The organism is Streptomyces sp. NPDC006624 (assembly GCF_040611555.1).
In the GTDB taxonomy this organism is placed as follows: domain Bacteria; phylum Actinomycetota; class Actinomycetes; order Streptomycetales; family Streptomycetaceae; genus Streptomyces.
Genome location: NZ_JBEXOM010000017.1, coordinates 143,928 through 168,822 on the forward strand (window position 1 = coordinate 143,928; position 24,895 = coordinate 168,822).

Here is a 24,895-nt window from a genome sequence, read left to right on the forward strand (position 1 = left end):
TCAGGCCCTCCCCGTCAGCTCGTACCCGGCCTCGTCGACGACCTCGGCGATCAGGGCGTCGTCGGGCTCCGCGGCGCTGGTGACGGTGACCCGGCCGCCGCCGAGGTCGACCTCGACACCGCTGACCCCGTCCAGCTCGCCGATGACCCTGGTCAGCGTGGCCTTGCAGTGGCCGCAGGACATTCCGGAGACGGCGTAGGTGGTCGCGGGCATCGGGTGCCTCCTCTGTGTGGTCCGACCGCATCCGGAGATACGGGGTGGGGGTACGCCCCCACCGGCCTCCATGTATACCCCCACGGGGTATATGATGCAAGGGCGGCCACCGCTTGACTTGGTACCCCCCAGGGGTATGGTGAGCTGCATGGAGGCCTCCGCAACCCGAAGCGAGGGGCCCGGACCATGAAGGAGCCGACGGCCATGAACACCGGACTGAAGATCACCACCTTCGCCGTCGCCCTGGCCGCGACGTTCGGCACGGCCTACGGCGTGGGCCGGGGCGTCGACCCCGTCGTCGCCGACAACCCGCCCGAACACCGGGACGCCCACGCGAGTCCCGCCGCGAAGCAGCAGGAGGGCGACGGGCACGCAGGGCACGACACACCCCCGGCCGGCGGCCTGCAGATCTCCGAGGGCGGCTACACGCTCGACCTGCGGACGCCCCGCGTCACCGCGGGGCAGCGCGCCGAACTGCGCTTCACCGTCCGGGACGCCGACGGCCGCGCGGTCACCGCCTACCAGCGCGAGCACGACAAGGAACTCCACCTCATCGTCGCCTCACGCGACCTGGACACCTACCGCCACCTGCACCCCACCCGCGCCGCCGACGGCACCTGGAGCACCCCGGTCGACCTGCCCCGGGCCGGCGGGTACCGCGTCTTCGCCGACTTCACCCCGGAGCGCGAGGACGCCCGCAACCTCACCCTCGGCACGGACCTCGCCGTCTCCGGCCCGTACCGGCCGAAGGAACTGCCCGCGCCGGACACCACGGCCGAGGTCAACGGCTACGAGGTGCGGCTGGACGGCGCCCTGCGCCCGGGCAGGGCGGGCGAACTGAAGCTGAAGGTCTCCCGCGACGGCAAGCCCGTCACCGACCTCCAGCCCTACCTCGGCGCCTACGGCCACCTGGTCGCCCTGCGCTCCGGCGACCTGGCCTACCTGCACGTCCACCCCAACGGCGCACCCGGCGACGGCACCACCCGCCCCGGCCCCGGCATCTCCTTCACGGCCACGGCACCCAGCGCCGGCTCCTACCGCCTGTTCCTCGACTTCAAGCACGACGGCGAGGTCCACACGGCGGCCTTCACCGTCCGGGCCGGGGAAGCGGCAACCGGCCAGGACACCCCCGAGGGGCATGCGGAGGACGGCCACGGGCACTGAGCCTCAGCCCAGCGCACGGTCCAGGTTGAACGCCGCGCTGATCAGCGCGAGGTGCGTGAACGCCTGCGGGAAGTTGCCCTGCTGCTCCCCGGTGCGGCTGATCTCCTCGGCGTACAGGCCGAGGTGGTTGGCGTACGTCAGCATCTTCTCGAAGGCCAGGCGCGCCTCGTCGACCCGGCCCGCGTGCACCAGGGCCTCGACGTACCAGAACGAGCAGATGGAGAACGTGCCCTCGTCGCCGCGCAGCCCGTCGGGGCTGGAGCGCGGGTCGTAGCGGTAGACCAGCGAGTCCGACACCAGCTCCTCGGTCAGGGCGTCCAGGGTGGACAGCCACTTCGGGTCGGTCGGCGCGATGAACTTCGTCAGCGGCATCATCAGCACGGCCGCGTCCAGCACGTCACCGTCCTCGTGCTGGACGAAGGCCCGGCGCTCCTCGCTCCAGCCCCTGCTCATGATCCGGCGGTAGATCGTGTCGCGGCTCTGCCGCCAGCGGGGCAGGTCGGCGGGCAGGCCGCGCCTGTTGGCCATCCGGATGGCACGCTCGATCGCCACCCAGCACATCAGCCGCGAGTACAGGAAGTTCCTGCGGCCGCCCCGGGTCTCCCAGACGCCCTCGTCGGGCTGGTCCCAGTGCGCGCACACCCAGTCCACCAGGGCGCACACGTCGTCCCACTGGTCGCTGGATATGGGCCGGGCCCACTTGTCGTAGAGGTAGACGGAGTCGATCAGCGCGCCGTAGATGTCGAGCTGGAGCTGTTCGGCGGCCGCGTTGCCGACCCGGACGGGGGCCGAGCCCTGGTGGCCCTCCAGATGGGGAAGGGTCCGCTCCGGCAGCTCGGTGCGCCCGTCGATGCCGTACATGATCTGCAGCGGCCCGGAGGGCTTGCCGTCGCCCGGGGTGATGTGCCGGGTGACGAACCCCATGAACGCCTCGGCCTCACCGGTGAAGCCCAGCCGCAGCAGGGCGTAGACGCAGAACGCCGCGTCGCGCACCCACACATAGCGGTAGTCCCAGTTGCGTTCGCCGCCGAGCCGCTCCGGCAGGCTCGTCGTGGGGGCGGCCACGATCGCCCCGGTCGGCGCGTAGGTGAGCAGCTTCAGGGTCAGGGCCGAGCGGTGCACCATCTCCCGCCAGCGGCCCCGGTAGCGGGAGGACGACAGCCAGCGCCGCCAGTACGCCACGGTGGCCGTGAACTGCGCGTCCGCCTCCCGGTGCGCGCACCGGCGGGGCGTCACCACGCCGCCGACCTTGTCCAGCGCGAACACCGCCGTCTCGCCCTCGGCCAGCTTGAAGTCCCCGTACACGTCCATCCCGTCGGCGTCCAGCGGCACGGTCGCGGTCAGGGCGAGCGCGGTGGTGCCGGCGTCGAACACCGCGGTGTCGTCCGCCCAGCGCACGGTGTGCGGCAGGGCGCCGTAGTCGAAGCGGGGCGCCACCCGCGTGCGGAACGGGAGCGAGCCGCGCACGCACACCACCCGGCGGATCAGCCGGTGACGCTCGGCCTCGGCCGGGTCGCCGTCGACCGGCATGAAGTCCTGCACCTCGCCGACCCCGTCCTCGGTGAAGAAGCGGGTGATCAGGACGTTCGTGTCCGGGAAGTAGAACTGCTTGGTCCGCGCCGGCACGGCCGCCGCCAGTTCGAAACGGCCCCCGCGGTCCGCGTCCAGGATCGAGGCGAAGACGCTCGGCGCGTCGAAGGCCGGACAGCAGTACCAGTCGATGGTGCCGTCGGTGCCCACCAGGGCCACACTGCGCAGGTCGCCGATCAGCCCGTGCTCCGCGATCGGCAGGTACCGCCGGTGGCCGGGCACGTCCCGGTCCGCAGCCGTTGCGCCCATGACAGCCTCCGCCCGGTAGGCGCCTCAGACCCAGCCTAGAGTGGCCGGCGCCGGCCCGCCGTCACACCGTGACGACCCGCAGACCGGCCTCCTCGAAGCGCCGCACCGTCTCCGCGTCGGCCGCGGTGTCCGTGACCAGCGTGTCCACCGCCCCGGCCGCGCAGATCCGGGCGAACGCCCGCTGCCCCAGCTTGCTGGAGTCGGCGGCCACCACCACCCGCTCCGCCCGCTCGCACAGCAGCCGGTTGATCGCGGCCTCCGCCTCGTCGTTGGCCGCCGCCCCGTGCGTGACGTCGAAGGCGACCACGCCGAGCACCGCCACGTCGACGGTGATCTGCGCGAGCACCGCGTCCGCGAGCGGCCCCACCAGTTCGTACGACTGGGCGCGCGCGACACCGCCGGTGAGCACGATCTTGAACTGCGGCCGTACGGCCAGCTCGTTGGCGATGTTCAGCGCGTTCGTCACGACGGTCAGGGCGGGCGAGCCGGACGCCAGGTCCCCGCGCACGGCCAGGGCCCGCGCCACCTCGGTGGTGGTCGTGCCGCCGGTGAGCCCGACCGCCTCCCCGGGCGCCACGAGGTCCGCCACCGCCTTGGCGATGCGCTGCTTCTCGGAGGCGTGCCGGGCCGTCTTGTAGCGCAGCGGCAGCTCGTAGGACACGCCGTGCACGACCGCGCCGCCCCGGGTGCGCACCAGCATCTGCTGCTCGGCGAGCTGGTCGAAGTCCCGGCGGATGGTCGCCGCCGACACCCCCAGCTCCCCGGCCGCGTCCTCGACGTCCAGCCGGCCGCGCTCGACGAGCAGTTCCAGCAGCGCCTTCCAGCGGGCGTCGCGCGACATCCGCACCTCCACGTCTCGATCTCCGTGGGCGACCCTAACGCACCGCCCGAAGCCGAATGCTTGATGTTGCTTGAAAGTCGGCGCTATCTTGCAGGAACAATCAGAGCGGAGGATGTGCCATGACGCATGTCGAGGACGAGCTGACCAGTCAGCCCGCGTGCTGGGAGCGAGCCGCGGCGGAGGCGGCGGAGCACGCGGCGGTGCTGCCGGAGCCGGGGGAGCGGGTCGCGATCGTCGGCTGCGGCACCTCGTACTTCATGGCGCAGGCCGCCGCCGCCCTGCGCGAGGGCGCGGGACAGGGCGAGACCGACGCGTTCGCCGCCTCGGAGTTCCCCCACGGCCGCGCCTACGACCGGGTCGTCGCCCTCACCCGCTCCGGCACCACCACCGAAGTCCTCGACCTGCTCGCCCGGCTGAAGGGCCTGACCCGCACCACGGCCGTCACCGCCGACCCGGACACACCCGTGCGGGAGGCCGCCGACGCCCTCGCCGTCCTCGGCTACGCGGACGAACGCTCCGTGGTGCAGACCCGGTTCGCCACCACGGCCCTCACCCTGCTGCGCGCCCACACCGGACTGCACCCCGCCACCGCCGCCGCCGACGCGCGCACCGCCCTGACCGAGCCGCTGCCCGAAGGGCTCGTGGAGTGCGGCCAGTTCACCTTCCTCGGACGCGGCTGGACCGTCGGCCTGGCGAACGAGGCCGGGCTGAAGATGCGCGAGGCGTCGCTGTCCTGGGCGGAGTCCTACCCGGCGATGGAGTACCGGCACGGCCCCATCAGCGTCACCACCCGCGGCACGGCGACCTGGATGCTCGGGGACGCGCCGGACGGACTCGCCGAACAGGTGCGCGGCACGGGCGCGTTGTGGATCGAGGGACGGCTGGACCCGCTCGCCGAACTCGTCCGCGCCCAGCGCCTCGCCGTCGCCGTCGCCGCCTCCCGGGGACTCGACCCCGACAGCCCGCGCCACCTGACGCGCTCGGTGATCCTCCCGTAAGCCCGCCCCCCGACGCATCGGAGACACCGTGCCCCTCACCACCACCGGCGAGCTCGTCACCCGCGCGGCAGCGGACCGTCGCGCCGCCGTCTCGTTCAACGTCATCACCCTGGAGCACGTCGAGGCCGTCATCGCCGGCGCCGAGTCGGCACGCGCCCCCGTCGTCCTCCAGGTCAGCGAGAACGCGGTCCGGTTCCGCGGCGGGCTGCTCCCGCTCGCCCGCGCCGCCGTCGCCGCCGCCGAACAGGCGTCCGTGCCGGTCGCGCTGCACCTCGACCACGTGCAGAGCGACACCCTGCTCCACCAGGCGGCCGAGGCCGGCTTCAGCTCCGTGATGTACGACGCCGCCCGGCTGCCCTACGAGCAGAACCTCGCCGCGACCCGCGCTGCGGCCGGCCTCGCGCACGCGCAGGGCCTGTGGATCGAGGCCGAGCTGGGCCAGATCGGCGGCAAGAACGGCAGCCCCCCGCTGGACGCGCATGCCCCCGGCGCCCGCACCGACCCCGACGAGGCCCGGGCCTTCGTCGCCGACTCGGGCGTGGACGCCCTGGCCGTCGCCGTCGGCAGCTCCCACGCCATGACCACCCGCACGGCCGTCCTCGACCACGCCCTGCTCACCCGCCTGTCGGCCGCACTGGACGTCCCGCTCGTCCTGCACGGCTCCTCCGGCGTCCCGGACGGCGAACTGACGGCGGCGGTCGCGGGCGGCATCGCCAAGGTCAACATCGGCACGGCCCTCAACGTCGCGCTGACCGGCGCGATCCGGGACTTCCTCGCCGGCCGGCCCGAGGCCGTGGACCCGCGCGGCTACCTGGCCATCGCCCGGGAGGCGATGGCGCAGGTGGTGGCGAAGACCCTCGGCACCCTCGCCGGACCTACCGCTTGACGGCCTTCAGCACCACGAACTTCGGGTCGCTCGCCACGAGCCGGCTGTTGCCGAACACCTGCCGCACCTTGACGTGGTAGCCCAGATGCCGGTTGCCGATCACCCACAGCTCGCCGCCCGGCCGCAGCGCGCGCCGCGCCCCGGTGAACATCCGCCGGGCCGTGCTGTCCGTCGTGGCCTGGTGGGAGTGGAACGGCGGGTTGCTGAGGACCAGGTCGACACTCCCGGACGGCACACCCTCCAGCCCGTCCCCGACCCGGAACTCGGCGCGCCCCGGCGCACCGTTCGCCTCGTACGTCGCCTGCGCCGAGGCCACCGCCTGGAACGACTCGTCCACGAACAGCACGTCGGCGCCCGGGTCGGCCAGCGCCACCGCCGTCCCGACCACGCCGTTGCCGCACCCGAGGTCGACGACCCGCCCGCCCCGGCCCTGCGGCAGATGACCCAGGAAGAACCGGGTGCCGATGTCCAGCCGGTCCGCGCAGAAGACCCCGGCGTGGTTGACGACGGTCCGCCCCGAGACGGCCCCGATGCCGTCCGGCAGGGTGTACGCGTACGGCCACGGACTGGCGGGCCGCTCGAGCCCGGGATCCGGGGTGCAGAAGATCAGGCGGGCCTTCTTCTCGGCGAGCGAGGTACGGGTCGGCCCGAGGATCCGCTCGAACAGCCGGAGCGTGGAGGTGTGGATCTCCTTGACCATGCCCGTCCCGACGACCACCGTCCCCGCGTGCACGGCCGGGGCCAGCCGCAGCAGCTGGTCCTCCAGCAGCGCCAGGCTCTTCGGCACCCGCACCAGCAGCACGTCGATCCGCTCCGGCGCCGGATCCCGCGTGGTCAGCAGCCGCACCGCCCCGGGCTCGACACCGGCCCGGGCGAGATTGGCGCGCGTCGCCTCCTGCGTCAGGAAGGAGTCGGTGATCTGCGTCGGCCGGTGCTGCGCCAGCGCCGTGACCAGCGCGCCCCAGCGGTCACCGACCACCACGACCGTGCCCCCCGGCAGGACCCGCTCCTCGGCCAGATGCCGCAGCAGGTACTCGTCGGAGGCGTCCCAGGCACGCAGCCGGTCGCGCGGGTCCTCGGGGAAACGGGTGAGCGCGGGCTCGCCCCACGGTGTCGTCATACGGTCGTCCATCGTGCGACCAGGCTAGCCGAGCCGCAGTTCACCCCCGGTCGGGCAGGATGGAGGGCATGGACGCCGAGCTGTTCCCCAGGGACCGCGCGGAGGTGGCACCCGGCGCCGTGCACGTCCCGGACTGGCTGGACGCGCCGGCCCAGCGCGCGCTGCTCGACGCCTGCCGCGACTGGGCCCGGCCGCCCGCCGGACTGCGCACGGTCCGCACCCCCGGCGGCGGCACCATGACCGCCCGGCAGGTGTGCCTGGGCTGGCACTGGTACCCGTACGCCTACGCCCGCACGGTCGTCGACGGCGACGACGCCCCGGTGAAGCCGTTCCCCCACTGGCTCGGCGAGCTGGGCCGCAGGGCGGTCGCCGACACCCTCGGCGGCCCGGCACCGGCCTACGACATCGCGCTGATCAACTTCTACGACGCCGACGCCCGCATGGGCATGCACCGCGACAGCGACGAGAAGTCCCGCGCGCCGGTGGTGTCGCTGAGCCTCGGCGACACCTGCGTCTTCCGCTTCGGCAACACCGAGACCCGCACCCGCCCGTACACGGACGTCGAGCTGCGCAGCGGCGACCTGTTCGTCTTCGGCGGCCCTTCCCGGCTCGCCTACCACGGCGTCCCCCGCGTCCTCCCGGGCACGTCCCCGCCCGGCCTGGGCCTGACGGGACGGCTCAACGTCACCTTGCGGGTCAGCGGCCTGTGAGGGGGAGGGCCGAAGTACGGACGGGAGCGCGGCCCCGCGCGGCCTGCGGCCCGCATGCCCGTGGGCGTCCAGGCGCCAGGCCCGCAGACCCGCAGACCCGCAGACCTTTAGACCCGCGGGCCCGAAGCCCACAGGCCCGAAGCCCACAGGCCCGCAGCCCCACAGGCCCGTAGGCCCGCAGCCCCACAGGCCCGTAGGCCCGCAGCCCCACGACGCCAAGAGCGCACAAGCCCCGCCATGCGCCCGGACGCCGATGACGAGTGCTCTGCGGATCATGACGCAACGGCCCGGAGGGCCCGGCCCGTCCGTCCGGCGGATCATGGGAGACTCGCCCTCATGAGCGGGAAGGCGGACCCCCGGCAGCCGGGGGATGGGAGCACCTCGAGGACGCGGCTGGACCGGGGGCGCTCGGCGCTGGGACCCGCGCTGGAGCTCGTGCACACCGGACGCGCGCCGACCCGGGCCGTCCTCACCGCCGAGCTGGGGGTGACCCGGGCGACGGCCGGTGCGGTCGCCGCCGAGCTGGAGGCGCTCGGGCTGATCCGCGTCGACGCCCGCCCCGGCGCGGCCGCGGGCTCGCAGGGCAGGCCCTCGCACAGGCTGTCCGTCGCCGAGGACGGCCCCGTCGCACTCGCCGCACAGGTGCACGCCGACGGCTTCCGGGCGGCCCTGGTCGGGCTGGGCGGCCGGATCGTGGCCACGGCGCCGGGCTGCGAGGTCGTCGACGCCGACCCGGCGAAGGTCCTCGCCTCCGTGGTCACGGCCGGTGCCGAACTGCTGCGCGAGACCGGGCGGCGGTGCGTGGGCGCGGGGCTCGCCGTACCGTCCGCCGTGGCCGAACCCGAGGGTCTCGCGCTCAACCCGCTGCACCTGGCCTGGCCCGCGGGCGCGCCCGTGCGCGACATCTTCGCCGAGCAGGTGCGCGCGGCCGGCCTCGACGGACCCGCGTTCGCCGCGAACGACGTCAACCTCGCCGCCCTCGCCGAGCACCGGCACGGTGCCGGACGCGGCGCCCGAGACCTGCTGTGCGTGGCCACCGGCCACCGCGGCGTCGGCGGGGCGCTCGTCCTCGACGGCCGCCTGCACCGCGGCAGTTCGGGTCTCGCGCTGGAGGTCGGGCACCTCACCGTGCACCCCGAGGGCCGTCCCTGCCACTGCGGCAGCCGCGGCTGCCTCGACGTGGAGACCGACCCGCTGGCCTTCCTCACGGAGGCGGGACGCGAGCCGGGCCCCGAGGTGTCCCTGCTCCAGCAGTCCATCGACCTGCTCCGCCACCACTACGACGACCCGGCCGTCCGCTCCGCGGCCGAAGCCCTCATCGACCGGCTCGGCCTCGGACTCGCCGGACTGGTCAACATCCTCAACCCGGACCGCATCATCCTCGGCGGCCTGCACCGCACCCTCCTGGACGCCGACCCCGAGCGGCTGCGCGCGGTCGTCGCCGACCGCAGCCTGTGGGGGCAGAGCGGCGGCGTCCCGATCCTGGCGTGCACGCTCGACCACAACAGCCTGGTGGGCGCGGCGGAACTGGCCTGGCAGCCGGTACTCGACGACCCGCTCGGGGCACTCACCTAGACCACCGCCGAGGCGCGACCGCGCCCCCCGGCGGGCAGGGGGGTGACCGGGAGACGGAGCGGTGGTGCGATGCGTGCCCGCGCCGCTTCCGGGAAGGCGACCTGCCGGCGGGCAGGCTGGGCGGAGGCAGCACACCCGCACCGCACCGACGAGGAAGATGACGCAATGACCGACCAGCTCACCGTGAGCGTCCTGGGCACCGGCATCATGGGCGCCGCGATGGCCCGCAACCTCGCCCGCGCCGGACACACGGTCCGCGCCTGGAACCGCACCCGCGCCAAGGCCGAGCCGCTCGCCGCCGAGGGCGCGCACCTCGCCGGCACGCCCGCCGAGGCCGTCCAGGACAGCGACGTCGTCCTGACCATGCTCCACGACGGCCCCGCCACCCTCGACACCATGCGCGAGGCCGCCCCGGCGCTGCGCCCCGGCACGGCCTGGGTGCAGTCCACCACCGCCGGCGTCGAGGGCGTCGCCCAACTGGCCGCCTTCGCCCGCGAGCACGGCCTGGTCTTCTACGACGCCCCTGTGCTGGGCACCCGGCAGCCCGCCGAGGAGGGGAAGCTGACCGTCCTGGCCGCCGGTCCCACCGAGGGCCGGGCGAAGGTCACCCCGGTCTTCGACGCCGTGGGCGCCCGCACCGTGTGGGCCGGCGAGGACGGGGCCGAGGCCGGCGCCACCCGGCTGAAACTGGTCGCCAACAGCTGGGTCCTCGCCGTCACGGCCGCCGCCGGTGAGGCCCTCGCCCTGTCCGAGGCCCTCGGCGTCGACCCGCGGGCCTTCCTCGACCTCGTGGCGGGCGGTCCGCTCGACATGGGTTATCTGCGCGCCAAGACGGGCCTGGTCCTCGACGGCCGGCTCACGCCGCCCCAGTTCGCGGTGGGCACCGCGGCCAAGGACGCCCGGCTGATCGTGGAGGCCGGCCGGGCCCACGGCGTGCGCCTGGACGTGGCCGAAGCGGCCGCCGCCCGCATGGAACGGGCCGCCGGGCGGGGCCACGCCGGCGAGGACATGGTCGCCGCCTACTTCGCCAGCTTCGACGACGAGCCGTCCGCCTGACCCCGATCCGGAGGTATCCCCGTATGTCCAAGCCGCCGCTGCCCCCCGAGGCCGACGCCCTGCTCGGCCGGCCCAACCCGTGCGTGATGGCCACGTTGCGCTCCGACGGCGCACCGGTCTCCACCGCCACCTGGTACGCCTGGAAGGACGGCCGTGTCCTGATCAACCTGGACGCGGGCCGCGTCCGCCTCAAGCACCTGCGCCGCGATCCGCGCGTGACCCTGACCGTCCTCGCCGCCGACGACTGGTACACCCACGTCACCCTCATCGGCAGGGTCACCGAGATCCACGACGACGAGGACCTGGCCGACATCGACCTCCTCGCCCGGCGCTACACCGGCCAGCCCTACCCGGACCGCGAGCGCCCCCGCGTCAGCGCCTGGATCGAGGTCGACCGCTGGCACGGCTGGGGCGCGATGAAGGACAGCGACCAGGCCGGCGGCTGAGCCCGCGGCGGACCGGCGGGCAGCCATCCCCCCCCCCGGGGTGGACGCCGGTCCGCCGCACTCACCACAGACGCCCCCGGGGCAGCCCGTCCCGGCCCGGCGCCGACAGGTGCAGCACCTCGAAGACGTCGCCCTCGGCCTTGGGCGAGTCGTGCTCCCAGAGCGAGAAGTGCACCTGCTCCCACCGGCTCGTGTCGACGGCGGCCGTGGCGAGCAGCGCGCCGTCCTGTGCCGCCAGCCGCCCGGCCTCGCGCACCGCGTCCGCCACCGCGTCCGTCAACGGGTCCCCGTCGGGCAGAGGCTGCCGCCGCCGTACGGCGAACCGCGGCCGTGAGCCGTCCCCTTCCTCGTACGCGAGCCCCGTCCACTGCCGCACCGACGGCCGTCCGAAGTCGTCGCTCAGGCGCTGGAAGCCGTCGCTCCACAGGAAGGAGTTCATGCCGGGGACGGTGTTCCAGAGGTAGAAGGGCGCGTACTGGTTGACCGGCGAGCCGCGCAGGCCGCGCTCGCGCGCCAGGTAGGCCTTGACGCCGAGACCCTCCCAGTCGTCCAGCAGATGCCCGACGCGGGCCACCCGGCTGCGGATGATCCCCATGTCGTAGTCGGCGGGCAGGGTGATCTCGTACTGCATGGCGTGCATCGAGGTCTCCTCAGGGGGTCCGGGGCGCCAGCAGGGAGAGCAGTCCGCGTACGCCCGCGTCGAACGCGGCGGGGGATCCGGAGGCGCGGGCCAGCACGTACCCGCCCTGGACGGTCGCGACGACCGCCGCGGCGATCTCCCCGCCGTCCAGCCCGGGCGCGAACTGCCCCTGCTCCTTGCCCTCGTCGACGATCGCGGCGATCCGCCCGCGGAGCCAGTCGAGCGTCTCGTCGACGGGCGCGCGCAGTTCGGGATCGGCCACCACGTCCGGGTCCATGGTCAGCCGGCCCACCGGGCAGCCCCGCAGCACGTCCCGCTCACGCCGCAGATACGCCTCGACGCGCTCGTACGGCGTCCCCGGGCCGTCCAGCACCCCCGCGGCGGTGGCGCGCATCTCCTGGGCGGTCCGCCGGATCGCCGCCAGCGCGAGATCGGGCTTGCCCTTGAAGTGGTGGTACATGCTGCCCTGCCCGGCGCCCGAGCGCTCCAGGATCGCCTTGGGGCTGGTGCCCACGTAGCCGCGCTCCCACAGCAGCTCGCGGGTGGACTCGATCAGTCGTTCCGAGGTGTTCATGCCTCCACTGTACATACCAGTAGTTACAGACACTGAGGCCGGACGAACGTCACCGCCGGTGTCCGCCCGGCGGATACTCCCCGCGCGGTAGACGAGGTGCCGCCGTCCGTACGACGACCGGGACCCCCGGCCGGGGCGAGGCTCGGAAGCGAGCCGGAGACACCGGCACGGCGACCGAGGAGTTGGACGACATGCAGACTCTGGCGCACTTCGGCGACGGCGGGCCCGGCCCGTGGATCCTGTTCTTCCCACTGCTCTGGGCCCTGGTGATCGGCGGCGGCATCGTGCTGCTGCGCCGCACGGTGTGGCGAGACCGCCGCGGCGGGCCCTGGCGGCAGCCCCCGGCCGGGAGCGACTCGCCCATCGCGGTGCTGGGCCGCCGCTTCGCCTCCGGCGAGATCGACGAGGACGAGTACTGGCGCCGCCTGTCCGTGCTGAACGAGGAGTTCGGGCGCGGGGGAGGAGCGGTGTGACCCCGACGACCGCCACGCGCCGCGCCGACCGGACGCTCGCGCTTGCCGGTGCGGTATCCGGATCCGGGCGGCCGGGAAGAGGAAGGCGCCGGTGCGCGCGACCGCGACCTTCCCCGGCAGGTCGGAACGGCCGTAAGGGCAGGCCGTGTTGATCGAGGGCGCGTGGAGCGCTTCGCCCGGGCGGCTCCCGGTGGTGAGTTCCCCCGGCGGGCCCGAACACGCCCAAGGTCGGGCGCTGTTGCTCGAGGCCGAGTGCGCGATACCGGCCGCGCGGCTCGCTCCCGTGCCCTGGCGGGGCTCGCGGCCGGTGCGCGCTCGTGAGCACCCTTCCGGCGGGTCCGAACACGGCCGCTGTGCAGGCCCGGTTGATCGAGGGCGCGTCCAGCGCTTCGCCTGCGCGATACCGGCCGCGCGACTCCCGGCCGAGCCCTCGTCGGGGCTCACGGCCGGTGTGCTCAGGGATGCGCGTTGGGCCCGGCGCGCGGCACGCCCGGATGTTCCGCGCACCGGCGCCAGGGATCGACGTGCGCCCCGGGAGGGCACCCGGCGGCGTACGTCGCCGGGATGCCCGAGGGGACGGTGGTCACCGCCCGGTCAACCGGCAACGGCGGACCGGGCGGGAGCATGGTCGGGCCGCAGCCCTTCGGTGGCGGGCCCGAGTTCGGCGAACCGGTGCGCGGCCTTCTCCGGCACGGCACGCCGCGCGCGGCGCGCCGGCGCGGCCACCGCGGGGGCGGTCGTCGGCAGGGTGAACCACACGACCTTGCCGGACTCGCCGTCCGGCCGGACGCCCCAGCTCTCGCTCATGGCGGCCACCATCGCGAGCCCTCGCCCGCAGGTCGCCAGCGGTTCGGCGTCGTCGACCACGGGCATCCGCGGATCGGCGTCGCGCACCGAGACGGTGAGCCGGTCGAGCAGCAGCTCCATCTCGACGGTGCACGTCTTGTCGGGCTGGGCGTGCCGGTGGACGTTGGACAGCAGCTCCGTCACGCCGAGCGAGGCCCGGTCGATCAGAGCATCGAGATGCCAGTAGCGCAATTGCGCAGATACGATTCTGCGGACCTGGCCGATCCGCGACGGCAGGGCTTGGAGCTCCACCGTGCAGTGCCTGCTTGGGTAGCTGATCACGGCTGCGACTCCCCGACGTGAGGTCCGGAAGAACACGGAGTTCGGATCCAGCAGGGCGCCTTCGTGACACTGCCGCCCGCTGTCGTGGCCGGCGGGCTGGTTCGCAGCGTTATCGCCGGTAAACCCAGAGTGACGTGAGACCAGAGTGACGCAGGGGGTGAGGTACCGCAAGTCGCGGACATCTCAGTCGTCACGTCCCGACGCCCGGCGCACGGCCTCGATGAAGCGCCGCGCGGCCGGCGGGCCCGGCTCGCCCGGGGCGGGGTCGTGATCGCCCAGGGTGAGCAGGTACCGCTTGCCGTTGAGGTCCGCCGTGGCGCGGTCCTCGGGCCCGAACCAGGGCTTGGAGGCGCGCACCGCCTGCACCGGCGCGCTGTCGATCTCGCTGCCGTAGCTGGTCAGCAGCTCGAGCCGGCCGTCGCTGATCCGGACCTGTCCGGCCCGGGTGAGCGAGCGCAGCCGTTTCCCGATCCGTACGCCCGCGGCCCGGAACTCCGGCTCTCCCATGTCACCCGCCCCCTTTGCGCGTCGGTGTCCCCGCCCGTACCCGGCTCGGTACGGGTTCGTGTCCCTGGTCCAGTGTGCCCCGTCCGCGGGCGGGGCTCCGGGCCGTGCGCCGGCCTCGGTCGAAGGCGCGTACGTGTCCCCGCCGGATCCTCGTCCGGCACTGTCCCCGCCCCGGCCGGAGCGTTGCTCCACCGGTGTCCGCCCCGCTCCCGGACAGCCCGCCCGGGCGGCGCGTCGTACCTGCGGACGCCCCTGGGGGCCTGGTCCCGCGATGCAGTCTGCCCCCGCCCGGCGTCGAGCACCAGTGCCCGCGACCCCCTCCGCGGGGGGCGCCCGCAGCACGCTCCCGAATGCGCCCCCGGGACCGCGCGCCCCCTTGCACCGGCCTCTGCCCCTGGGGGCGCTTTGGGGGGCTCAAAGATGCGTTTATGCAGGTGAGAAGCGTACTGAAGGTGCCTATGATGCGGTGTGCCGGCCGCGCGACCCGTCGTCGGCGCGCAGCGTTAGGAGCCCTCTCGTGAGCACCCCTCAGCAGACCCGGACCGGCGTGACCCTCGACGTCGACCACAGTGACGCCGCGTACCGCGCGTGGCTCAAAGAAGCCGTCCGCAGGGTCCAGGCGGACGCCAACCGCTCGGCCGACACCCACCTGCTCCAGTTCCCCCTGCCCGGCCACTGGGGCATCGACCTCTATCTGAAGGACGAGTCGACCCACCCCACCGGCAGCCTCAAGCACCGCCTCGCCCGTTCCCTCTTCCTCTACGGCCTGTGCAATGGCTGGATCCGTCCGGATCGGCCCGTCATCGAGGCCTCCAGCGGCTCGACGGCCGTCTCCGAGGCGTACTTCGCGAAGCTGATCGGCGTGCCCTTCGTCGCCGTCATGCCCCGTACGACGAGCCCGGAGAAGATCCGCCTCATCGAGTTCCACGACGGCCGGTGCCACTTCGTGGACGACCCCCGCACGATGTACGAGGAGTCCGCCCGGCTCGCGGCCGAGACCGGCGGCCACTACATGGACCAGTTCACCTACGCCGAACGGGCCACGGACTGGCGCGGGAACAACAACATCGCCGAATCCATCTTCCGCCAGCTGCGCAGGGAGCGGTTCCCCGAGCCGGCGTGGATCGTCGCGACGGCGGGCACCGGCGGCACCTCCGCGACCCTCGCGCGCTACGTGCACTACATGCAGTACGACACCCGCGTCTGCGTGGCCGACCCGGAGAACTCGTGCTTCTTCGACGGCTGGACCACCGGCGATCCGGACGTCACCTGTGACTGCGGCTCCCGCATCGAGGGCATCGGGCGCCCCCGGATGGAACCCAGCTTCGTGCCCGGCGCGATCGACCGGATGATGAAGGTGCCGGACGCGGCCAGTGTCGCCGCCGTCCGGGCACTGGAGCGCGCCATCGGCCGCAAGGCGGGCGGCTCCACCGGCACCGGCCTGTGGAGCGCGCTGAAGATCGTCGCGGAGATGGTGTCCGAGGGGCGACAGGGCAGCGTCGTGACCCTGCTGTGCGACCCGGGGGACCGGTATCTCGACAAGTACTACTCGGACACCTGGCTCGCGTCCCAGGGGCTGGACATCGAGCCGTACACCGACGCGATCGACTCGCTGCTCGCGACGGGCGTCTGGCCGGGCAACGGGGACACCGCGCGGTGAGGCGGCGGTCCGGCGCGGTCACGGCGTCCCGGAACGCCCGCTCCCGCCCCGCCCGGAACACCCGCGGGGCGCACCGGTACGCCGCCGCGCCGTCCGTGGCGAAGGTCCACCGCACCCGGTGCCGCCGTCGGCCGGCGTGAGCCGCCACTCCTCGACGATCGCCCGCACCCCGGCACCTTCGTGACGTCGGCCCGGTAGGCGTACACCTCGGGTTCCTTCGCCGCGAGGACCGGCTCCCGGAACCGTGCGCCCCGGCGAGTGTGACGTCGCGCCCCGCACCCCCGTCGACCGGCCGGGCCGACGTCATCCGGGGAAACCAGTCGGTTCGGCCCGACACGTCCTCCGGGGCGCGGTGGACCGCGTCCGCCGGGGCGGAGACGCCCCGCGCGGCGACGAGCCGGAGCGGAGCGGCGGCGAGATGGTCGAGTACTGCCGGGCGCGGACGGTGGGGCATGGACGGAGCCCTCCTCGGCGGCAGCGGGCGACGACCGGAAGCGTCACCTCGGCCGGCGCACCGTCAGATGTCCGCCTCGTCCTCGGGCTCCGGCTCCCCGGCCACCACCAGCCGTCGCAGATGCTCCGCCACCACCCCGCGCGCCTCGTCCGGCAGGCCGGCGTCCGTCACGAGCGTGTCGATGCGCTCCAGCGAGGCGAACGAACTCAGCCCCACCTTGCCCCACTTGGTGTGGTCGGCGACGACCACCACCCGCCGCGCCGACTGCACCAGCCGCCGGTTCGTCTCGGCCTCCGCGAGGTTCGGCGTCGACAGACCGGCCTCCACCGATATGCCGTGCACGCCGAGGAACAGCAGGTCGAAGTGGAGCGCCGCGATCGCCTGATCGGCCACCGGCCCCACCAGCGAGTCGGAGGGCGTGCGCACCCCGCCGGTCAGCACCACCGTGGCCGCGCCCTGACGGGGACCGGAGGTGCGCTGCGCGGCGTGGAAGACGTCCGCGACCCGCACCGAGTTGGTGACCACCGTGAGGTCCGGTACGTCCAGCAGCTGCTGCGCGAGCGCGAACGTCGTCGTACCGCCCGACAGCGCGATGGCCGCGCCCGGCGCGACCAGCTTGGCCGCGGCCCGGGCGATGTCCTCCTTGGCGGACAGCTCCAGACCGGACTTGGCTTCAAAACCCGGCTCGTGCGTACTCGCCTCGACCACCGGGACCGCGCCGCCGTGCACCTTCTCCAGCACGCCCTGGCGTGCGAGCGCGTCGAGGTCGCGGCGGACCGTCATGTCCGACACGCCGAGCTTGCGGGTCAGCTCGTTGACCCGGACACCGCCCCGGCGGCGGACCTCGTCGAGGATCAGGGATCGCCGCTGCTCCGCGAGGAGGTTCTGATTCTCGCTCACGTACGCTCCGGTCCTTTCGCCTCAATGCCGTCCGACACGCCCCGCACACCCTCCCCGACTAGGACATAATCCCCGTCTCCGGTGCGCGGACGTCCCATCCTTGCACGTCGGGCGGCCGGCGGCGCCACCGACCGCGCGTCGCGCGCAGGCCGCCGACGGCCGAACCGCCGCCCTCCTCATATCACGGATCGGGGAGATTCCGTGACATCAGGTGTGGGCGACCGCGGAAGTGGAGATCCTTGTGCCCGCACGGACGGAGCCGACGGCGTGTCACGGGGGAAGTGCGAATCAGTGGAACGTGCGCGGGAACAAGCCACGACCGGCGGACCGGCCGGTCCCGCCCGGCGGCCCGGCGAGACCGGGGCCGCCCTGGAACTCCTGGTGCACGGCGTGGGGGGCACCACGCCGCAGGAGATGCTCAACGACCCGCGGGTCGAGCGGATCACCGGCGACGGCACGGCGGCGATCTTCCGCCGCGCCGACGACGTAGACGCCGAACACAGACCCGACGACCGGCGCCGCGACGGACCGGTGCCCGAGGCCTATGTGTGGTGCAACCTCACCTCCGGCAGCGGCACCCGCGCCCTGTGGCTGCTGCTGCTGCCGTTCATGGTCGTCAACCTCGCCCACTGGATGCGCCCCAGCGCCCCCGGCCGCCGCCGCACCGTGCGCCTGTACGGCCTCCTGGTGCGCCTCGCCGGGCTCACCCTGACGGTCCTGCTCGTCGCGGCCGCCTGCGAGGTGGCCCTCGACCTGGCGGCCTGGCAGTGCGCGGGCACGCGCACGTGCGCCGACCGCCACTCCTGGCTGGGCTTCCTGTCGCCCACCGTCTCGGACGGCGGCTGGTGGAGCAGCCCCGGACGCCGGCTCGCCCTCGCCTCCTTCGTCCCGGCCGCCCTGACCGGCCTGCTGTGGTACCTGTCCCGGCGCACCTGGAGCGACTACGAGTCCCAGCAGCCCCTCGCCCGCGACCCGCAGCCCGACGAGGACCCCGGCCCGACCGCGCTCGGACGGCCCGGCTTCTGGTACGGACGGCGGCTGGTGGCCCGGCTGCGCGCCGCGCACACCGCCGCCGGACTGATCACGGTCGCCGCCGCCGTCGGCAGCGCCGCCGCCCGCCACGACCGCGCGCCGGGCGGCCCCGCCGTCCTGCACACCCTCGGCCTGCTCCTCGAAGCGGCCCTGGCGGCCTGCGCGGTGGCCGTGGTGTGGGTGGTGTGCCGCCGGGGCCGCAGCGAGCGGCGCGTCGACCGGGAACTCGACGAGCGTTTTGTACATCGCCTGCCGCTCGCCGCCCTCCTCCTGCTCGCCCTCACCCTGGTGTACGCCGGCTGGGACCGCCCCGGATGGGAGTCGGCCGGCCGGCTGCCGGGGGACGCGACCTTCGGCGCCATCGCCCTGGTCCAGGGACTGCTCGTGATCGTCCTCGCCGTCGTCGCCCACGTGCTGCACCGCACCGACCCCGGCCGCCGTGCCGTGCTGCGGGGCCTCGGCGGACCCGCCGTCGCCATGCTGGCCTGCGCCCTCGGCGGGGTGATGTCCGGCGGCGTCTCCCAGCGCGTGTCCGACTGGCTTGACGGCACCGGCACCTCGATCGAGGGCCCGCCGGTCCTGCTGACCTGGCAGGCGTCCGTGATCCCGCCGCTGCTCGTGGTGGTGCTGGGGCTGGTCGCCTGGCTGGCCCACCGCGCCTGGCGGCTCGCCCGCGCCGAACGCGAGGCCGTGGCCCGCGACTACCCGGACGAGGCCCGGGACCGGGCCCGCACCCGCCGTATCGTCTACACCCGCGCCATGGCCTCGCTCACCGACCGGGGCCCCCGCATCGTCGCCGTCACCTCCGGCGTCACCCTGCTGCTCGGCGCCGCTGCCCTCGTCGGCGCCCTGACCACCGACCGGACCCCCGGGGAGGCCGCACAGGGCACCTACCCGATCGTGCACGGCGCCGCGGAGACCTCCCAGGCCCTCGGCTCCTGGCTGATCGGACTCGGTTTCATACTGTTCGTCACCTGGGGCCGCCGCGCCTACAAGGACGCCGCCGCCCGCCGCACCATCGGTATCCTCTGGGACGTCGGCACCTTCTGGCCGCGCGCCGCCCACCCCTTCGCCCCGCCCTGCTACGCCGAGCGCGCGGTACCCGACCTGACCTGGCGGATGGCGACCTGGACCCGGGTCACCGGCGGCCGGCTGGTCATCTCCGGGCACTCCCAGGGCAGCGTCCTCGCCGCCGCCGCGGCCTGGCAACTCGCCCCGTCCGCCCGCAAACGCGTCGCCCTGCTCACCTACGGCTCGCCCCTGGAGCGCCTCTACGGCCGCTGGTTCCCGGCGCACTTCGGGCCCGCCGCGCTCAGCTCCCTGCACCGGGAGGTCGACTGCTGGCGCAACCTGTACCGGCTCACCGACCCCATCGGCGGCCCGGTGGGCCTGCCCGGCGACCGGGGCCCGCAGGTCGACCACCCGCCCCTGAAGGACCCCCTCGCCCACGGGCGCACCGACCTGCTGCCGCTGCCCGCGCCGATCCTCGGCCACTCCGACTACCAGGCGGACCCGGTGTTCGCCGAGGAACGCCGCATGCTCCTGGCCCGACTGCGGCCCGGCCTGCCGGCACCGCGCGACGAGCCGGAACCCCCCGCGGCCTGAGGCACACCAGGCCCGGACGGGAGCCGCCCGCGGTCCGGGCGGCTCCTCAGACCAGCTCGGGCAGGTCCTCCGCGTACAGCAGCGTCAGGTCGTCCGTGCTCGGCTCCTCGAGCTGGGCGACCCGGCTCGCGTGCCGCTCCACCATCGCCTCGAACGTCTGCCGCGCGGTACGGCCGTTGCCGAACGCCGGGCCCTTCGGAAGCTCCGTGAAGTACTTCTCCAGGGCCTCCTTCGCGCCCGGCGCCAGCCGGTACTCGTGCTCCTCCGCCTGCTGCTCCACGATCCGCAGCAGGTCCTCGGGGCCGTAGTCGCTGAAGGTGATGGTCCGTGAGAAACGGGACGCCACCCCGGGGTTGACCGACAGGAAGCGCTCCATCTCGGCCGTGTAGCCCGCCACGATCACCACGACCGCGTCCCGGTGGTCCTCCATCAGCTTCACGAGCGTGTCGATGGCCTCCTTGCCGAAGTCGCGGCCCGCGTCCTCGGGGGACAACGCATACGCCTCGTCGATGAACAGCACGCCGCCGCGGGCCTTGTCGAAGGCCTCCTGGGTGCGGATCGCCGTCGAGCCGATGTGCTCGCCGACCAGGTCGACCCGGGACACCTCGACCAGGTGGCCCTTCTCCAGCACCCCGAGGGAGGCGAGGATCTCGCCGTACAGCCGCGCCACCGTCGTCTTGCCCGTGCCGGGGGAGCCGGTGAAGACCAGGTGCCGCTTGACCGAGGCCGCCTTCAGGCCCGCCTGCTGCCGGCGCCGCCCGACCTCGATCATGTCGGTGAGGGCGCGCACCTCGCGCTTGACGCTCTCCAGGCCCACCAGCGCGTCGAGTTCACCGAGGACGTCCTTGGAGCTGCGGGCCTGCTGCACGGGTTCCGCGACCGGGGCCGGCGCCGAGGGCTCGGGCTCGGTGCGCTGCGCCGGGACCGGGCCCAGCAGGCCCGGGGTGCGGGCCGCCGTCTGCACGGCCGTCTCGCGTGCGGCGGGCGTCCGCGGGCCCCCGCTCTCGTCGCTCGTGCAGTCCTCGACGACGGGACCCGCCGTGGACGCCCCGTCGGCACCGCTGTCCGCGAACTCGTAACCGCCGCGCGCACAGCGCTCCGTGCGGCACTTCCTGAGCGTCGTCCGGCTGCCGTCGATGACGTGGAAGCCGTAGCCGCCGCTGCCCGTCACCCGGCAGTTGAGGAAGCTGCCGCGGCCGCCGGCCGAGACGTAGACGCCCGCCTCCGCCGGGGAGTCGACCGTGCAGCGCTCCACCGTGGGGTCGGCGCCCTTGGTGACGATCACGCCGGTCTGGGTGCCGTCCAGCGTGCAGTTGCTGAGCGTGCCGCCGCTGCCGTGGTCGCGGAACCAGGCGCCCGTCGCCGCGTCCCGGATCCGGCAGTCGTCGAGTTGCGCGGTCGCGCCGTCGCTCACCGACACGGCCGTGTTGCGCACCTGCGACAGGTCGCTGTCGACGACGTCCGCGCGCGAACCGCGGTCGAGCACGAACAGCGCGTCCGGCACGTCGTGCACCCGGCAGGAGTCCAGCACGGCCGTGGCGCCGTCGCTGACCCACACCGCCGGGTAGTCGCCGGTGCTGTCGAAGATCTCGCACTGGTTGGCGTCCACGCGGGTGCCCGGGTCCCACACCGACAGGCCGTTGCGCCCGAACTGCCGCACCGTCGTGCGGGTCAGCGTGAGCACGGAGCGGGAGCGCAGGTCGACCGCGTTCTCCGGGATGTCGTGGATACGGCAGTCGGCGAGCGTCAGCACCGCGTCCGTGTCGAGCGTGACCCCGTCGGCCGTCGTGCGGTGCACGTCGCAGTCCGTGAGGTGCGCGGTGGCCCGGCCGGTGACCTGCACCCCGCTGCCCCGCACTTCGTAGACCTCGCAGCCCACCGCCTCCAGCGCGGAGTTCTCCCCGGTCGCCGACAGGCCGGAGCCCGAGGTGTGGTGGATGCGGCAGCGCTCCAGGCGGGGGTGGGCGCCCCCGCGCACGGCCACGCCCGCCTGGCCGGCCGCGACGACCTCGCACTCCTCGAACACCCCGCCCGCGCCGTCGAGGACGGCGATGCCGATGCCCGCGGGGTTGTCGACCGCGCAGCGCCGGACGGTGGGCCGGGCGCTGCCGCGCACCTCGATCCCGGCCGCCGACCGCGTCACCACCCGCACGTCCCGCAGCTCGGGCGTGCCCTCCTCCACGAGCACCGCCGGGGCGGCCGCGTCCTGGCCCTCGACGAGCAGGTCCTGCACCACGGCCGAGGCGCGCACCGTCAGCGGCACCCCGTCCACGGGCGCGATCCGCACCGAGCCGGGGGAGTTCTCCGGACCCCGCAGGGTCACGGCCCGCTGCACGACGAGGTTCTCCCGGTAGGTGCCGGGCGCGACGGTGAGGACGTCGCCGTCGGCCGCGGCCTCCAGGGCGGCGGCGAGCGATGTGTACTCACCCGTGCGGCGCCGCCACCGCGACGTGCCGGTGTGCATCACCTGGACCGTGCCCTGTGCCATGGTGTAGCTGTGCCCCCACCTCGGTCGTACTGATGGCTCGTTCGCCCTCGGGACGCTGCCGCTGCCGGGACCGCGGCCGTGCCCGGCCCGGAGGCCTGGGCGCGCACGCGGCGTCGACACCGGCGCGCCCCTCCTGCTCGCTCGCGCGCGGGTTGTGCCGAACGGGTTCGGCCGGACCACCGTAGCGTGCGCACGGGTGGTGGGTTGACCAGAGCCGTGAGGCTGTCAGCTGCCGGTGCCCGTCCTGCCCCAGTCCGGCCCCGCCTTGTCCCATGCCCGGTCCCAACGGGCGTACCGGCGGCGCACCATGCGCCAGACGATCAGCCGTCTGCCGCCCTCTATCAGTCCGCCCGCCGCCAGGGCCGCGCCGAAGCCGGCCAGGACCGCGTGTGTCGACGCGGTCGCGGAGTCGAGGGGGCGGGCGACCATCCGGCCGTGCCGGTCGGTCCATATCCGGAACTCGTCGCCCTGCCGCGGGTCCCTCAGAGCCGCCAGGACCGAGCCTCGGTGTGAAGTGCCGTCCGGCGCGGTCCAGTCGGCGAGGACCCGGGTGCGCAGCTCCCTGCCCGTGGACGTCTCCGGGTCGGTGTCCAGCGGCGAGCCGGCCAGGGGGCGGACCACCCTCGCCGTGACCGGGTGCCGGGTCTCGTGCTGCGCGCGGACGGAGCGCTGCAGGGCCTCCTCGGCGGTGGCGCCGACGAGGAATCCGGTGACCGGGGCGGCCAGGAGGATCAGGACCAGGGCCGCGAGGGCCACCCAGGCCTCGGCCAGATCGGTCGCGCGGCAGAGCGGATTGCGCCGCCAGCGCCAGAGTCCGCCGATCGCTCGCACCGCCCGCACCCCCCTTCCCGCTCCGTGACGGCCCACGGCCGAGCCGTCCACGCGGGGACCCGCCGAAGAGGGAGCGACATCACCTCTCCGTGGTCCTCTCATGGACTTCTCATCCACGCCAACGCGCGGCCGCGCGGCGCGGTTCCCGCCCCGGCGGGGAAACTCCACGCCCGCCTCAGCGCAGGATCGTGACCGGGTCGCCGACCCGGATCGTCCCCCGGGACAGCGGCACCAGGTTCTGCCCGAAGACCAGCTTCCCGTCGAGCCGGCGGTGCCTGCCCAGGCTGTGCAAGGGCTCACGGCCGCGCTCGGCGGTGTCCTGGTCGGTGGTGGTCACCACGCAGCGTCCGCAGGTCTTGGCGACCCGGAAGCCGACCTCTCCGATGGTCAGGCGCGACCAGCCGTCCTCGGCCCAGGCGGGGGTGCCGGCCACGACGACGTTCGGCCGGAAGCGGTTCATGGGCAGCGGCCCCTCGGCCGCGTGCTCGCCCTCTGCTATCAGGGCGTTGAGGGCGTCGAGCGAGGCCGTCGTGGTGAGCAGCAGGGGGAAGCCGTCGGCGAGGGAGACGGTCTCGCCGGGCCGCGCGTACTCGGGGTCGACGGGACGGCGCGTGGCCGGATCGTCCAGGTGCACGAGACGGGCGCCGATGCCCAGGTAGGCGCTGCACCAGGCGTGCGCCGCGTCCTCACCGGCCGGGACCGCCGTCACGTCGTCGCCGAAGATCCGCACCGGCACCCGGACCTCCGGCCGGGGCACGGGCACGGCCAGCGGCTCCATGCCGGGCGCGGACAGCCGGACGCCGCCGCCGGGCAGAGGCTCGGCGGCGGCGAGGGCGAGGCGTGGCCGCTGTCGCTGAGTGAGGACCCTTCCCCCGTCGTCGATCAGCGCCCAGCGCCGGTCCCCGGCCAGCCCCCAGGGCTCCACGGCGGCCTCCCGGGGCGCGAGGCCCTTGACCGCCTTGACCGGGTGGACGTGGATCGAGTGCAGGTGAGCGTTCCCCATGGGGCCATCGTGCCAGCCGGCGCCGACAGCCCTGGAGGGCGGCTCAGTATCCGCGGTACTGCTGGTTGTTGTACGGGTCCTGGTACGGGGCCGGGGCCGGGCGGGGGGCCGCCGGGCGCATCGCCTCGTAACCCGCGGGCGCCACCGGGCGCGGCTGCTGCGGCTGCGGGCCGGGGTAGCCGCGCGGCGCGCTCGCCTGCTGCGGGATGTACGCCGCGGGCGCCTGCTGCAGCGGCGCGGGATGCTGCGCCTGCGGGTAGCCGTAGGCGGGCTGGGAGGGGGCCGCCGGAAGCGCGGGCAGCGCGGACGGGAGGGCGGGCAGATTGCCGCCCGGCATGTCGTACTGCGCGGGGACCCGGATCGGGGCGATCTGCGGGGTGCCCCGCTCGGCGACGAGCCTGTCGTAGATCGGGGTGTCCGGGAAGGAGGCGGAGTAGTAGCCGCCGCCATAGGTGGAGCGGGGGGAGGTCATGGCACATAAGTTAAGCCCACGATGTGCTGGTTGGGGAGACCGATAAGAGGGTTGTTTTCCGTGTCCGCAGTGACCCGGTATCCCCAATGCGAGCGAACTCGGCAAAAAGGGGCACTAGACAGGGTTCTGATCGTGTAAAGGCCGAGTTCCGAGCGGGTTACCGGCGGTTGGCCACCGGTCTTCGGCGCGGCCGTGCACGCTGCGTGGGAGTCCGCCGTGGACGGAAGTAGGTTGTGCGGACGGACTCGGCGCACGGCCGGGACCTTCCCGGACGGCGACA

At 74.3% G+C, this 24,895-nt stretch carries 23 protein-coding genes; 10 read left to right on the plus strand and 13 right to left on the minus strand.

Annotated features, from left to right (window positions below):
• Positions 1-213, minus strand: coding sequence for a cation transporter (locus tag ABZY20_RS27715; RefSeq protein WP_356444684.1), 213 nt, complete (start codon positions 211-213; stop codon positions 1-3).
• Positions 214-417: 204 nt separating this feature from the next.
• Here ABZY20_RS27715 and ABZY20_RS27720 point away from each other — a divergent pair, with 204 nt between their 5' ends.
• Positions 418-1,377: a hypothetical protein gene (locus tag ABZY20_RS27720; RefSeq protein ID WP_356444686.1), complete on the plus strand. Its 960-nt coding sequence runs from the start codon at positions 418-420 to the stop codon at positions 1,375-1,377.
• A gap of 3 nt (positions 1,378-1,380) precedes the next feature.
• Here the strand turns inward: ABZY20_RS27720 and ABZY20_RS27725 are convergent, their stop codons facing one another.
• Together ABZY20_RS27725 and ABZY20_RS27730 are read right to left on the minus strand one after the other, a co-directional pair.
• A complete protein-coding gene (locus ABZY20_RS27725) occupies positions 1,381-3,216 on the minus strand; it encodes a glycoside hydrolase family 15 protein (RefSeq protein WP_356444687.1) in 1,836 nt (611 codons plus the stop codon).
• A gap of 61 nt (positions 3,217-3,277) precedes the next feature.
• Positions 3,278-4,057, minus strand: a complete 780-nt coding sequence (locus ABZY20_RS27730) for a DeoR/GlpR family DNA-binding transcription regulator (protein WP_356444689.1) — start codon at positions 4,055-4,057, stop codon at positions 3,278-3,280.
• A gap of 119 nt (positions 4,058-4,176) precedes the next feature.
• Here ABZY20_RS27730 and ABZY20_RS27735 point away from each other — a divergent pair, with 119 nt between their 5' ends.
• Both ABZY20_RS27735 and ABZY20_RS27740 read left to right on the plus strand, forming a co-directional pair.
• Complete coding sequence (locus ABZY20_RS27735; protein ID WP_356444691.1) at positions 4,177-5,055, plus strand: sugar isomerase; 879 nt, start codon at positions 4,177-4,179, stop codon at positions 5,053-5,055.
• A gap of 28 nt (positions 5,056-5,083) precedes the next feature.
• Complete coding sequence (locus ABZY20_RS27740; RefSeq protein WP_356444692.1) at positions 5,084-5,941, plus strand: class II fructose-bisphosphate aldolase; 858 nt, start codon at positions 5,084-5,086, stop codon at positions 5,939-5,941.
• Here the strand turns inward: ABZY20_RS27740 and ABZY20_RS27745 are convergent.
• Positions 5,931-7,061 carry a methyltransferase gene (locus tag ABZY20_RS27745; protein WP_356444693.1) on the minus strand — a complete coding sequence of 377 codons (1,131 nt, stop codon included), beginning with the start codon at positions 7,059-7,061 and terminating at the stop codon, positions 5,931-5,933. The genes ABZY20_RS27740 and ABZY20_RS27745 overlap by 11 nt on opposite strands.
• A gap of 68 nt (positions 7,062-7,129) precedes the next feature.
• On the opposite strand from ABZY20_RS27745, the gene ABZY20_RS27750 reads away from it, so the two are divergent.
• The 4 genes from ABZY20_RS27750 to ABZY20_RS27765 all read left to right on the plus strand — a co-directional run bounded on the left by ABZY20_RS27750 (position 7,130) and on the right by ABZY20_RS27765 (position 10,848).
• Positions 7,130-7,771 carry an alpha-ketoglutarate-dependent dioxygenase AlkB gene (locus tag ABZY20_RS27750; RefSeq protein WP_356444695.1) on the plus strand — a complete coding sequence of 214 codons (642 nt, stop codon included), beginning with the start codon at positions 7,130-7,132 and terminating at the stop codon, positions 7,769-7,771.
• Between the two features lie 336 nt (positions 7,772-8,107).
• Complete coding sequence (locus tag ABZY20_RS27755; RefSeq protein ID WP_356444697.1) at positions 8,108-9,346, plus strand: ROK family protein; 1,239 nt, start codon at positions 8,108-8,110, stop codon at positions 9,344-9,346.
• A gap of 69 nt (positions 9,347-9,415) precedes the next feature.
• Positions 9,416-10,402, plus strand: a complete 987-nt coding sequence (locus ABZY20_RS27760; RefSeq protein ID WP_356444699.1) for an NAD(P)-dependent oxidoreductase — start codon at positions 9,416-9,418, stop codon at positions 10,400-10,402.
• 23 nt (positions 10,403-10,425) lie between these two features.
• Complete coding sequence (locus ABZY20_RS27765; protein ID WP_356444701.1) at positions 10,426-10,848, plus strand: PPOX class F420-dependent oxidoreductase; 423 nt, start codon at positions 10,426-10,428, stop codon at positions 10,846-10,848.
• 61 nt (positions 10,849-10,909) lie between these two features.
• On the opposite strand, the gene ABZY20_RS27770 is transcribed toward ABZY20_RS27765, so the two are convergent.
• Both ABZY20_RS27770 and ABZY20_RS27775 read right to left on the minus strand, forming a co-directional pair.
• Entirely contained in the window at positions 10,910-11,488 is a 579-nt protein-coding gene (locus tag ABZY20_RS27770) for a DUF4865 family protein (protein ID WP_356444702.1), read from the minus strand.
• Between the two features lie 10 nt (positions 11,489-11,498).
• Complete coding sequence (locus ABZY20_RS27775; protein WP_356444704.1) at positions 11,499-12,062, minus strand: TetR/AcrR family transcriptional regulator; 564 nt, start codon at positions 12,060-12,062, stop codon at positions 11,499-11,501.
• A gap of 191 nt (positions 12,063-12,253) precedes the next feature.
• Here ABZY20_RS27775 and ABZY20_RS27780 point away from each other — a divergent pair, with 191 nt between their 5' ends.
• Positions 12,254-12,535, plus strand: coding sequence for an SHOCT domain-containing protein (locus ABZY20_RS27780; protein ID WP_356444706.1), 282 nt, complete (start codon positions 12,254-12,256; stop codon positions 12,533-12,535).
• Positions 12,536-13,129: 594 nt separating this feature from the next.
• On the opposite strand, the gene ABZY20_RS27785 is transcribed toward ABZY20_RS27780, so the two are convergent.
• Both ABZY20_RS27785 and ABZY20_RS27790 read right to left on the minus strand, forming a co-directional pair.
• Complete coding sequence (locus ABZY20_RS27785; RefSeq protein ID WP_356444708.1) at positions 13,130-13,663, minus strand: ATP-binding protein; 534 nt, start codon at positions 13,661-13,663, stop codon at positions 13,130-13,132.
• Between the two features lie 183 nt (positions 13,664-13,846).
• Positions 13,847-14,170: a hypothetical protein gene (locus ABZY20_RS27790; protein WP_356444710.1), complete on the minus strand. Its 324-nt coding sequence runs from the start codon at positions 14,168-14,170 to the stop codon at positions 13,847-13,849.
• Between the two features lie 517 nt (positions 14,171-14,687).
• Here ABZY20_RS27790 and ABZY20_RS27795 point away from each other — a divergent pair.
• Complete coding sequence (locus tag ABZY20_RS27795; protein ID WP_356444712.1) at positions 14,688-15,830, plus strand: PLP-dependent cysteine synthase family protein; 1,143 nt, start codon at positions 14,688-14,690, stop codon at positions 15,828-15,830.
• Between the two features lie 517 nt (positions 15,831-16,347).
• Here ABZY20_RS27795 and ABZY20_RS27800 read toward each other — a convergent pair.
• The gene (locus ABZY20_RS27800; RefSeq protein ID WP_356444714.1) at positions 16,348-17,184 is read right to left on the minus strand and encodes a DeoR/GlpR family DNA-binding transcription regulator; all 837 of its coding nucleotides are present in this window, start codon (positions 17,182-17,184) and stop codon (positions 16,348-16,350) included.
• Positions 17,185-17,475: 291 nt separating this feature from the next.
• Here ABZY20_RS27800 and ABZY20_RS27805 point away from each other — a divergent pair, with 291 nt between their 5' ends.
• On the plus strand, positions 17,476-19,821 hold the full coding sequence (locus ABZY20_RS27805) for a hypothetical protein (protein ID WP_356444716.1): 2,346 nt from the start codon (positions 17,476-17,478) through the stop codon (positions 19,819-19,821).
• A gap of 46 nt (positions 19,822-19,867) precedes the next feature.
• Here the strand turns inward: ABZY20_RS27805 and ABZY20_RS27810 are convergent, their stop codons facing one another.
• From ABZY20_RS27810 to ABZY20_RS27825, 4 genes are all read right to left on the minus strand, one after another.
• Positions 19,868-22,309: a right-handed parallel beta-helix repeat-containing protein gene (locus ABZY20_RS27810; RefSeq protein ID WP_356444718.1), complete on the minus strand. Its 2,442-nt coding sequence runs from the start codon at positions 22,307-22,309 to the stop codon at positions 19,868-19,870.
• 225 nt (positions 22,310-22,534) lie between these two features.
• The gene (locus tag ABZY20_RS27815; protein ID WP_356444720.1) at positions 22,535-23,140 is read right to left on the minus strand and encodes a hypothetical protein; all 606 of its coding nucleotides are present in this window, start codon (positions 23,138-23,140) and stop codon (positions 22,535-22,537) included.
• Positions 23,141-23,315: 175 nt separating this feature from the next.
• Positions 23,316-24,143 (minus strand): MOSC N-terminal beta barrel domain-containing protein, encoded by an 828-nt coding sequence (locus tag ABZY20_RS27820; RefSeq protein WP_356444722.1) that lies wholly within the window; start codon positions 24,141-24,143, stop codon positions 23,316-23,318.
• A 43-nt stretch (positions 24,144-24,186) separates the two neighbouring features.
• Complete coding sequence (locus ABZY20_RS27825) at positions 24,187-24,615, minus strand: DUF6643 family protein (protein WP_356444724.1); 429 nt, start codon at positions 24,613-24,615, stop codon at positions 24,187-24,189.
• Between the last annotated feature and the right edge of the window lie 280 nt (positions 24,616-24,895).